Annotated in this window: 11 protein-coding genes, 1 tRNA gene, 1 rRNA gene and 1 pseudogene; all 14 read right to left on the bottom strand. The window is 49.6% G+C overall.

Translation table 11 applies throughout. From position 1 onward, the window contains the following. Positions 1 to 113: 113 nt before the first annotated feature. Positions 114 to 242, bottom strand: a pseudogene (locus JKK62_RS10645) (Maff2 family mobile element protein); the annotation flags it as partial. A 185-nt stretch (positions 243 to 427) separates the two neighbouring features. After that, on the bottom strand, positions 428 to 2,269 hold the full coding sequence (locus JKK62_RS10640; protein WP_201427876.1) for a VirD4-like conjugal transfer protein, CD1115 family: 1,842 nt from the start codon (positions 2,267 to 2,269) through the stop codon (positions 428 to 430). Continuing rightward, the gene (locus tag JKK62_RS10635) at positions 2,266 to 2,736 is read right to left on the bottom strand and encodes a PcfB family protein (RefSeq protein WP_201427874.1); all 471 of its coding nucleotides are present in this window, start codon (positions 2,734 to 2,736) and stop codon (positions 2,266 to 2,268) included. Before JKK62_RS10635 ends, JKK62_RS10640 begins: the two co-directional genes overlap by 4 nt. A 15-nt stretch (positions 2,737 to 2,751) precedes the next feature. Further along, positions 2,752 to 3,543: a hypothetical protein gene (locus JKK62_RS10630; RefSeq protein WP_201427873.1), complete on the bottom strand. Its 792-nt coding sequence runs from the start codon at positions 3,541 to 3,543 to the stop codon at positions 2,752 to 2,754. Positions 3,544 to 3,548: 5 nt separating this feature from the next. Beyond that, positions 3,549 to 3,959, bottom strand: a complete 411-nt coding sequence (locus JKK62_RS10625; protein ID WP_201427872.1) for a DUF3846 domain-containing protein — start codon at positions 3,957 to 3,959, stop codon at positions 3,549 to 3,551. After that, complete coding sequence (locus tag JKK62_RS10620; protein WP_201427871.1) at positions 3,956 to 4,792, bottom strand: hypothetical protein; 837 nt, start codon at positions 4,790 to 4,792, stop codon at positions 3,956 to 3,958. The genes JKK62_RS10625 and JKK62_RS10620 overlap by 4 nt, the downstream gene beginning before the upstream one ends. Positions 4,793 to 4,803: 11 nt before the next feature. Beyond that, on the bottom strand, positions 4,804 to 5,637 hold the full coding sequence (locus tag JKK62_RS10615; RefSeq protein ID WP_201427870.1) for a hypothetical protein: 834 nt from the start codon (positions 5,635 to 5,637) through the stop codon (positions 4,804 to 4,806). Between the two features lie 9 nt (positions 5,638 to 5,646). Beyond that, the gene (locus JKK62_RS10610) at positions 5,647 to 6,048 is read right to left on the bottom strand and encodes a hypothetical protein (protein ID WP_201427869.1); all 402 of its coding nucleotides are present in this window, start codon (positions 6,046 to 6,048) and stop codon (positions 5,647 to 5,649) included. Between the two features lie 11 nt (positions 6,049 to 6,059). Then, positions 6,060 to 8,063, bottom strand: a complete 2,004-nt coding sequence (locus JKK62_RS10605) for an LPD1 domain-containing protein (RefSeq protein WP_201427868.1) — start codon at positions 8,061 to 8,063, stop codon at positions 6,060 to 6,062. Further along, positions 8,044 to 8,328 carry a helix-turn-helix domain-containing protein gene (locus JKK62_RS10600; RefSeq protein WP_092968099.1) on the bottom strand — a complete coding sequence of 95 codons (285 nt, stop codon included), beginning with the start codon at positions 8,326 to 8,328 and terminating at the stop codon, positions 8,044 to 8,046. The genes JKK62_RS10605 and JKK62_RS10600 overlap by 20 nt, the downstream gene beginning before the upstream one ends. A gap of 12 nt (positions 8,329 to 8,340) precedes the next feature. Then, complete coding sequence (locus tag JKK62_RS10595; RefSeq protein ID WP_201427867.1) at positions 8,341 to 9,345, bottom strand: DUF3991 domain-containing protein; 1,005 nt, start codon at positions 9,343 to 9,345, stop codon at positions 8,341 to 8,343. A gap of 29 nt (positions 9,346 to 9,374) precedes the next feature. Further along, positions 9,375 to 10,229, bottom strand: coding sequence for a DUF6017 domain-containing protein (locus JKK62_RS10590; RefSeq protein ID WP_201427866.1), 855 nt, complete (start codon positions 10,227 to 10,229; stop codon positions 9,375 to 9,377). 148 nt (positions 10,230 to 10,377) lie between these two features. Then, positions 10,378 to 10,494 (bottom strand): 5S ribosomal RNA (gene rrf / locus JKK62_RS10585). Between the two features lie 19 nt (positions 10,495 to 10,513). Continuing rightward, positions 10,514 to 10,589: transfer RNA gene (locus tag JKK62_RS10580), tRNA-Asn, on the bottom strand. Positions 10,590 to 11,002 lie beyond the last annotated feature (413 nt).

Here is an 11,002-nt window from a genome sequence, read left to right as displayed (position 1 = left end):
ATCCAAAAGTTTAGATTTTCCCACAATGCTTATCTTTTGGTCTTTGGTTCGGAATAGTGTAGTGCTGGCGGTCTATCTCTTGTTTTCGGTTGCTTGCTTCCTTACCGTACATGAGCATTCGCGCCGGGATTGTCGTTGCCGTAGCCTTCCAAAAGATTAACGACGCCCCACGCGCCGAGACCCGCACCCAGCGCAATAACAAGAATTTGAAGCGTATTGATTGCGTTTGAAAAAAAGCCCATTAAATTCCTCCTGTTTGATTTAGATTTAGTTTTGTCAATGACTGTAAATTGACTTGTAATTGAGTGAAATTGTGTGTTAGAATGTATTTGAAATAAAAATACCGCCCGTTACTGTTTGAACGGCGGTAACAAATGAATGATGTAGTTTTTCAGGGAGAATCCCTTATCCTCAAACAACAGCCTCCTTATTCCGAATACTGCGCCAAGTCATCGGCGCTGATTTCGTAGTTGATAAACCGCTCGTCCTTTTTCGGCTTTAAGCGGGTGGATAAAAATTCTTCTATATTAAAAGCGTTCTTCGGATCGTAATCCGACAGATACTTATAATATGGGTGTTTGGTAATATCGAACTTGTTGGAGAGAAACGGCCGCACGCCGCGAACCTGCAACAGGCACTTGCCGCCGTCCATGACGGCGATCTCGTCCATTGACATCAGATCCTTGCCCAGCTTTTGGAAATTCTGCCCGTGGCTCTCCTGATTGCCCTTTGTGACGCTCTCGTTATAAAGGTCTATCGTCTCCTTGCCCAACAGGGAGTTCCAGCTTTTCAGCGTGGTTTCCTCCTTGCCGCCGAGAAATAATGAGCTGTCACAATTCCCTATAATGGTATCGGCGTTATCCTTATACAAAGCCTTTAACTGAGACTGCGCCTGCAAGACAAGGCAAGCGGAAATCTCTCTTGATCGGATCGTCGCCATCAGCCTTTCCAGATTCGGGATCTGACCGATATTCGCCGCCTCGTCGATCAGGCAGCGCACATGAACAGGCAGCCTACCGCCGTAAACGTCGTCGGCACGCTCGCACAGTCGGTTGAACAGAATGGAATAAATCAGGCTGATAAGAAAAGCAAAGGTGCCGTCGGTGTCGGACATGATCAGAAACAGCGCCGTCCGCTCGTCGCCGAGCTTATCTAAATCCAGCTCGTCATACATGGTGATCTCCCTGACCTCTTTAATGTCAAAGGGAGCCAGACGCGACGCGCAGGAAATCAAAATAGATTTTGCCGTCTTGCCTGCCGCGAGCTTGTATTTCTTATACTGCCGCAGCGCGAAGTGATCGGGGTCTTTCTGCTCCAAAGCGTCAAATAAAAGGTCAACGGCATTTTTGAAATTCTCGTCGTCCTCGCGCACCTCCATTGCGTTCAGCATTTCTACCAGCGTCGCGAAATTCTGCTCATTAGCCGGCGCTTCATAATAGATGTAACCGATCAGGGCGGTATACAGCAGCGTCTCCGCCTTGACCCAAAAATCGTCGCCTGCCTTGCCCTCGCCTTTGGTATTGGCGATAAGCGTAGTGACGATTTTCAAAATATCCTTTTCGCTGTGAATGTAGGCAAACGGATTGAAATGCATGGATTTTGAAAAGTTGATTGTATTAAAAACCCTTATCTTATACGGCTCATAAATGACCTTACCCTGCTTATTCCGCACAACCTTTCCGTTCTTATCGCGTTTCGGTGCGCCGCGTTGCAGCAGCTTTCCGCACTCCACCAAAACCGTACCTTTCGGGTCGGTGATAACATAGGAGCTGTGCATTTGCATTAAATTTGGCTTGATGAAAAAACGAGTCTTGCCCGAGCCGGAACCGCCGACAACCAGCACATTCTTGTTTCGGGCGAACGCCGGATTTTTCGGTCTGCCGGACATCATCAAACCCTCGGTCGCGGTCAATATAATGTTATTCCACCTGTCAGCGTCCATGTACGGCGCAATATCCTTTTTGGTGCCCCAGCGCGCGCTGCCGTATTCGACATTCTTACGGTACTTCTTGGCGTTTTTGCTTTTGACATATACAATCAGCCTTACTACCGCCGCGCCGATTATTCCAATCAGAACATCTATAAACGCGGAGGGCAGAAAGTGACTGAACGCTGCCGAAAAGCCCTGATTCAAACCCAACAGCTTTACGGAAGTGTCAGCACCGGGCGCGAGCCGGATAGCCTCGCCGAGCTTAGAAAACAGCCAGACAAAAATCAGGTACGGAGAATTTGGTATGATATATTTCCTGATAACTTCGTTTCTGTTCAGAGTTCGGGACCTCCGTGCTCCTTGTTGCGGACGCGATCTTTTCCAAGAGTTTTGACAAGCTCCTTGAATTTGCGAAGCTGTGCCACCAGCGACGGTCTCTTGCTGCGGTCAAGGTCTTTATTGGTAAACGCCTTAAACGCTGCGGTCAGCGCGTCAGCCTGATTCGCCTTGAAATATACCGTCCAGCGAGGCGGCTTGCTGCCGACCTCTTTTTCTATGTGATACCTAATCTGATATTTCCGCGCGTAACGCTCAAACGAGCGCAACCGCCCTGACACCTCGATCGTATTCATACCGCCGTCGCCCTGTGCCAACCGTTTCAGACTGTTGCGCCCGACCTTGACGGAATGGCGCTGCTGCTGCATTTTATGAAGCGCCGCCGTAATCGCGGCTTTCAGCACCCGCCCGGACAGCTTTGCCGCCTGAACGGTGATCGATACAGTCCTTTGGTCGATTTCTTCCTGCAAATTATTCCTCCTTCCTTAACTCAAAACCGCTTCAAGTGATTTCTGCTGCGGCTCGCGGTTGTGGTCTTTTTCCGCCTGTGCTGCCTGAATCCGCGCGTGCTTCATCAGCGTTTGGATAACAGAGGGCGCGTCGTTGACCTCGGATAAATCCTTTATCATCCCCCTGCACCCGTCGGGGAGATAGTCGACAATATCCTCACATGCCTTGTCAAAAGCTCCGGTAAAACCCCAGCAGCTATCCACGACCTCGCCGCTTTTATACAGCTCGTAGCCGTAGCACTCGCCGTTCAGGTACGCGTCGTACTGCTCGACCTCGCCGCGAAGCAAATCCTCCGCTTTGCTCCTTATCTCCGGCGTGACCGTCTCAACGTCGTATTCCTCACGAACCTTATCTAAAGAAGCAAAAATGATTCCCGTCTGTCCGCTGTCCCACGGATCGTTAAAGCTGTGAGTGCTGACGGATAACCCGCTGTGGTCGAGAAGATAGACAGGCAGCACGACATACGCCTTTTCAATCTCTGACATAAGCTCCTGATTTTTTGCTTGGATTTGCTGCAAGGTCACAGGCCATACGTCGAACCTATCCATTAAATCCTCATACTTTTGCTCTCCCTGCTCACCGCCGCCGGCTGCCTTGATATACAAATCCTTGATCAGCTCGTCGGAGTTTTTGTAACCGTGTTCGTCGCCCAAACTGTAACGCCGGTGAAAACAAATCATGGTTCCAAAATTTTCATCTTCACGGCGCGGATCGGGAAAGAAATCGTCATGCCGCACGATCAGCAAATACGGCTCCTGAATCGACATCCACATTACAGCTCAGGACCCTTTTGAGGCTTTTCGGGCGCGCCGTCGCCGGGTACAGGCTGTTTGACAGCGAGGATCTTACCCGCGATCCTGACAAACTTTTCAGGGTGCTTGAATTCCTCCTTGAACTTCTCGGCAAGTTCAGGCGAGAGACTGCAAAAGTTTTCCTCTCCGAGACCGCAGATAAAGAAGTTGCCGGCGATAATATCGTAGATTTCGCCGTCCTCGGTTCTGAGAGCGCGGTTAAGCGGCAAGCCTTCGAGCTTACCTTCCTCATTGCAGACAAGTCCGACCAAATCCTCATAGGGATAAACCGCCTGAATATTTCCGCCGACGGCGGCCTGCATTGCTTCAAGACCGTCGCTGATCTCGGTTTCATAAGGCGCCTTGCCGGGCTCCACCATTAAAACATTCATTTACTTTGTTCCTCCTTCCGTTTTGCTCCCTTCGCGGGAGTAGAGCTATTGGTTTTGCCCTCCGTCAGCTTTTTCAGCACGGAAGGCTTTTTTTCATTAGACAAGCAATCGCCGCCTTTGATCTCATTGATGATCTCATCGGCGGTTTTGTTTGAAGGGACAGGCGCTTGACCTTCAACCGTATATCCGGGCAATAATACGCCGTTTACCTTGAAATATTCAGCGTAATTCTGCGGTATCGGCGGTGAGATTTCTTTGAAATACTGTGCAAAGGCTTTTTTGCGACCCTCGATATATTTTTCCGCAGCCGCTTTATCGGTGTAACGCTTTCGCCTTTGACCCGCGATCTCAACACAGCAGCCGTGCTTTGGCGATCGCATATCCACATCCCACGTAACATACCACGCGACAGGCACAGATTCTTGTTTTGCTCTGTCGTATTTGGTTTCTTCCCACACAGATACGGTCATTTCGTAAACCATATTGCTGATCATATCACGGTCATGGTAGTTCTCGTGAATCCATTGATTCGACGTATGCGCGACCGCGTGAGTATTCAAGTATTCCAAAGCGCGGTCATACGTCTTAGTGATAGCCGCCTGCCGTTCCCATTCACAAATTGAATCCTTGATTTTGGAAAAAATCACTTTCTCCGCTTCAACGCTCTGATCTCTTGCTTTTGATATGCTCTCAGAGCCCAAGCCGATAAAAGGAACCAAATCAATTTGATTGTCATAATAGTCCTGTACAACGGTATGCTCGATTTTCAATTCACTGCCGGGCGTCAGTTCGTCACCGTAATCTAAAACACCGTAATATTTTTCGTTTCTCAAATAAACCTCCGTTAAGTAATTTCCGGCTCGTTTTTCTTTTTGGAAGGCGCAGCCGGTTCCGCCTTTTGCTGAGATTTTGTGTCGCTGATTTTGCCAAGGACAGAGAGCTTTTTCGTGTCAGGCATAAATTCACCGTCGGAAAGCGCGTTTAAGAAATCGACTGCTTTTACGTCCGTCGTCAAAGGCGGTTTACCTTCTACAACATAACCGGGCAGCAATAAGCCGTTCTTTGAAAATCTATCCGCGTATCTTTCGGGGATCGGCGGCGATATTTCAGTGAAAAGATGCGTATAAGCCTTTTTCCTGCCGTCAATGTATTTGAGGGCGGCGTCTTTGTCTGAAAAACGCTTTCTGTCCTGACCCGCAATTTTCTTTGTACGATATTCGTCCGGCGTGTTCAGACTGACGCCCCAAGTGACAATCCACGCATCGGAAACAAATTGACCGGTATCATTGTCATAATGATTATCCTCGTGCAAGCTGACGGACATTTTATAAACCATGTTGCTGACGATCTCGGTGTCACGGTAATGGGATTGCTGCCATTGATTCGATGTGTGCTCCACCTGCGGAACTCTTTTATACGAAAGCGCACGGTCGATCAGCATTGTCAAAGCCGCTTTCTGCTCCCAAACCTCGGCAAGCTCTTTGAGCTGTTCAAAAACCTTCTTCTCACCGGAAACTGCAAGCACCCGCAGCTCGTATAGCTCAAAATAGGACGCGTTTACAAGAGGAAGGAGTATTTTATCGTTTGGCTGAAAGCGCAGATCATGCTCCAACCTCAGCTTTTCGCCTTCTTCCAGAAAATCACAATCATTCGCACTGTAATATCCTGTTTTTCTCATTGGTACCTCCTAAAGCGCCGGCTCGTTTTTCTTTTTGCAAGGTGCAGCCGGCGCCGCCTTTTGCTGTGTTTTTGCCTCGCTGATTTTATCCAGCACAGAGGGCTTTTGCGCGTCAGGCTGAAACTCACCATGCTCAACAGGAGCAATTTCAAGCTGATTCAGCGCTAATTCAACGCGCCGTGTCTCCTGTGCGTCGTTTGCCCATACTCTCATTCCGGCTTGCAGAATCTCATACATATTTTCTTCTTTGTTCACGCACTGATAATAAAGCTCGCGTACTTCTTCAGGGCTTTTCTGCAATAAATCTGAAATGTCGTAATCGTTCAGAAACAATGTATGTTCCAGCTTTACATGATTGCCGGGCTCAAATACGTCGTCCTCAACGATATCGTATTTTCTCTTTTCTTCCATATAATCACCGCCTATAACGCTTGTTCCTGACTTTTTTTGTTTGTAACAGGCGATTTCTGCGCTGCCTTTGCCGCCGCGAGTTTTCCGAGTACGGACGGTTTATCCGCGCTGAACATAGAAAGCTGCTCAGGCTTTTTCGCCGGAGCGGGCAACGACGGCGTTTCCTCGGTATGGGTGAAAACGAGCTCCTTTTTCAGCTCCGCGATCAGATTATCAAAGGCGGCGTTGATCGCCTTGCGATCCTCGCCCTGCGGATAAGCCTTGATGACTTCAACGACGACGTTTTTATCCGTTTCCAGACCGACGCAGCTTTCGGCGTGGCCGACAAGATAATCCGACTGATAACCCAGCTTATCCTTGACGTAACAAGCAAACGCCCGCGCCGTCATCTCAACCTCGCTGTCCCAATAGCCGCCGTCCTTCTCGGTGGTATTGCCCATTCTCTGTGAATTTTTGTAGTATTCGGTCGGTACGCGCCCGATCACCGGCTCCGTTTCATCTTGAAGATTCCGCATAATGTACGCCTGAACGTCTAATGATTTACGGTCGCTTTTCGGAATGACGTGACCCGTGAGCTGCTTTCTCAAATCACTCAACTTTTCAACACTGTCCTCAGCGCCGGTTAAAAACTCAGCTTTCAAGGCGGCATATTGTTCAGCTATTTCCGGATCGTTCGCACGGTCAACGCAGGACTTCATTATGGAATCAGCCCAAGAAGCGGCGCTGTTTCTCTGCCGCTCTTTGTTCTGCGCGGCGCGCGCCTTTGCCTGCTCCAAGGTTTCGGGCTTTGACTTGATAGCCTCGACCAGCTTTTTCATCGGCTCATACTTCCACGAACGCTCGGAAAGCAAACAGCCCGCGTTTTTGATACCGCCGAGGTAATCGTCCAGCGCGTGCCACCACTCATGGGCGAGAGAGCCCGCGCCGTTCATTTTGGTGAGATTGATAACCTTGCGCAGCGGTTCATAATGCGCCGCCGCGTTACCGCTGCCGCGCGCTCCGAAGGCGATCGCCAGTGTTCCGCCGAAAGCAATATCCTTATCGGAGATATGCAGCGCCGCCGCCAAATCCTTTAACGCTTCAAAGCCCATATTGAGTGAGGCTTGACGGTCATTTTGATTCAGCCAGTTGCCAAATTCGCCGCCGCGAAATCCGAAGGTGTCAAGGTAGTGCTGTCCGGTGATCTCCTGACCGTTTCTGAAATCAGGTCCCGTCCGGTTGATATGCTCCAACTGCGGCGGGACAAAACGCTGTTTGCCGCTCTTGGTACGGCTTTTCGCGTACTCCTGCACCCAGCGCAGCGCCTCGTCGCGCGTTTCAAAGTTGGTCTCCAAAATATAGTGGCCGTGTGTGACATAGTAGGTGTCGGGTTTCCAGTCGCCGTTGCGTGAATAGCCGTTGCCGTCATATTGCCTGATATTGTAGCCGCGCGGTATCTTTTGCTCCTTCGGTACCAGAAATTGCGCGTCCTTTGCGCCGCGGGCAAAATCGTGCTCAAACTGAGCGCTTGAAGTGATCCTGATTGTGTACCGCAGATTTTCCGTCAACGCCGGATTGTGCGTATAATCGCGCGTCCGCTCATAGGCAGTCCGCCCGTTCCAATCCTGAACAGAACGCAGATAACCGTTTTCTACATAGAAGTCGGCAAAGGCGGCTTTCGCGTCCTCTACATTGCGAACCTTCTCCATGACCTCTTGAAGCTGACGGACAGTTGTGATATACTGTTTTTGCTGATAGTATTTATCCTCGGAATCATAGACCCGGTAGTATCGCGGCGTTGCAGGTACCGCGTCGCGCACCTTTTTGATGTAATAAACCACGCCGATCGGCACGCCGTCGTCAAGCATAGCCTGATAGTCGGGCTTTTTCCAGATATTATCCTTTTTGACGTACTTCTCAGCCTCGCGCTCGTTCATCTCGTCGAGGTCGTCGGTGTATAAACCTCGGACGCTCCACAAATCTTTTTTCGCGCCGCCTATCTTCTCGCCGAAATCCTCATGTATCTGTTTCGGCATTTGATTCCTCCGTCTCTACGGAAATCTTGCTGATAACCTCAGGACACGCGCTGTAAATCTGCATGATGCGCTTTGCCGTGCCGCAGGGCTTGACCGCGCCGGACGTCCAGAGCCGCACCGTCGCGGGCGTGACGTTCATCAGGATCGCGAGACCTTTTTCGTTCATATTCAGCCTGCGCATTAAGGAAAAGATTTCGTCCGGCTCAAAGTCGGGACATTTGGTTGCTCTCGCGATAACCTGTACCGCGTTTGTTTTGTTTTTCATTTTGCCTCCTGTCTACATTGAAAAAGCCGCCTGTTTTTCACGGCGGCGTCGGTTATTTTTACTTACTTGCTGTAATCGGATTTGCAGCATTTCGTTGTAATCTTTGCCCTCTCGCGGAGGGTGAACCCCAACGCGGATATCCTTGAAACCGGGATTGTCCCGCAGCATAGCCTGAATCTTTCGGGCGTTCTTCAAACCCGCACAGTCGTTGTCCAGATAGAGATCGACGCGCCGGATTTCGGGGTGACGCTCCAAAAAAGCGAACAGCGCGACATGCGAGGTGCCGCCGAGCGAAAGGCGGTAGCCATTCCACTTCCAGCCGTCGAGCTCCTGCAAGGTCGCGTGAGAAAGCGCGTCGATCGGCGCTTCAAAGACAGCTACCTGACTACTGCGCGGTTTTTCCGGCGGTAAGCAAAAGCTGAACGCCTTGTCGCTGCCGTAAACGTCTTTCTTGACCTGCTCGTAAATCCCTCTCATACAGGCAAATTTTATTTTGCCCGCTTCGTCCTTACCGACGAACACACAGACGGGAACGATCTTCTCGTCCTTCTTCGGCTTATATTTGCCCTCGTAAAGCAAACCCAACTCACGGCACCGTTGAATCACCCTCGCGCTGATCCCGCGTTTTCGCAGATATTTGAAATATCCGGTCGCGCATTTCTTCGGCCACGGGAGATACAGCTTTGCCGGACGCTGTTGCTTTGGCTTGCTGTCGTTTTGGGAATATGCGGCTTGCGGTGAAGCTCTTGCCGGCGCGTCTCCGATCAGACGGGAAACCGCTTCGGCAAAACTGTAACCCCGTATCTCCATCAGGTAGTCCAGAGCGGTAATGCTTTTTCCTCGGCTGTTCCAGTACCAGAAGTTTTTTGCCGTCACATAGACCAAGCTGTCGTGCTCGCGGTGACGGTAATTACGACCGTCCTTCTTCAAAACGACTGGCTCGTTTGCTTGCAGATAAGAAAACAGGTCAGCTTGCCGCGCCTGTTGAATCTGCTTCTTTGTAAAACGGGTAGTCATCACCTTCCTTCATCGAATTTTGAAATAAATTAAGGCGCCTTGCGGCGCCCGTGCGTGGGATAATCGTGATTGACCTCAGCACGGTAGTATTCGTCCATCGTAGCCGGCGCGTTGAACAGCGTTGTCAGCACATACGCCTTGATATTTCCGACCTTGCTTGTGTTTTCGTCAAGGCAGTCGAAAACATACTCGATATGCGCGGAGTTGATATTGAGCAACCGCGCTCTGACAACCTCCCGCGGCAGATCCCCTCCTGCGATCATACAATACGGAGATTGAGATACAACCGCTTCAAGCATAAGCTCAACAACAGCGTCTAAACGTTCAGCGCCATAGCGATCGACAAGTATATCGTACTCAATATTGCGCTCGATTAGCTCACGATACGCGCGCGCGCCTATCTTATCAATCTTATCTTTGATTTCTTTCGTATTTGATTTTTTAGTTTTTGATTGTTTAGTATTTAATTGTGCGGGTTTCTCCAACGTTGGCGCAACCAGTGTTGGTGTTTCCTGAGTTGAGTTTACCTGAACGGGATTTTCCCGTTTAGGTGATTCCGGTTTAGGTAATTCCGGCTCAACCGATTTGCTTTCCGGCTGTTCGTGAATGGTGTACTCAATATCTCCGAGACGACCGTTCGGATAGCGAAACCTCCGACGCGTAAGATAACCGTGATCCTCCAGCTCCTTGATCGTCCTCGAAATGGAGTCCACGCCGTCCCTGCAAATACAAGCCAGACCTTTCAGCGTATAGTCCCAATCCTCCGGCAAGGAAAGCATAAGCGACATCAGTCCCTTTGCTTTCAAAGACAGATCGACGTTGCGCAAATGGTGATTGCTCATAATCGTGTAATCTTTTATCTTTTCAACTCTGAAAACTGCCATTAGTTTTCCTCCTTTCGATTTGCAACAAAAAAAGACGTCCCATCAAATGATGAAACGCCTAAATATAGGTACAAAAAAAGAGCTGACTTTATATTTCTACAAAATCAGCCCTAACCAATTATTCATAAAGAAAAAGCTCACTGCTTGGTGTTGGCATCTCCCTATTTTCACACCCCGTCGCCAGAGCACTATCTTCGGCACCACAGAGCTTAACTTCCGTGTTCGGTATGGGAACGGGTGGACCCTCTGCGTCATCGACACCAACTAAAAGCAATGAGCTTTTGTGGCTCCCCCAACTGGGCTCGAACCAGTGACATCATGATTAACAGTCATGCGCTCTACCGACTGAGCTATGGAGGAATATACAATTTTTCTCGGATTTCTCCGAAGTTTTTTGTTGAGTTTGCATAAATCCCAACTATTTTCCTATCATTAGCCAAGCAATAGAATCGGGTATTTTTCTATCTACTCGCTCTACCGACTGAGCTATGGAGGAATATGTTTACACCTTTTCAGATGTATTTTCAGTGGTGACTCGTGCGGGAATCGACCAAGCGCTTCGCTCTTGATGGCTCGCATCACAGATGCTCACCGCTTTGAGCTAAAAACAGTCCACCGGACTGTTTTCTTAACGCTCAAACCCTCTCGGGTTCGATTCCGAAAGCAGAATCATTATCGAAACGTCATCAATTGATAACGTGTTTCAAACAATTTGGTGACTCGTGCGGGAATCGAACCCGCGTTGCCAGCGTGAGAGGCCGGAGTCTTAACCG

Source organism: Ruminococcus difficilis (genome assembly GCF_016680995.1).
The sequence above is the reverse complement of the archived record's forward strand: the minus strand, read 5'-3'. Positions and strand labels throughout refer to the sequence as shown.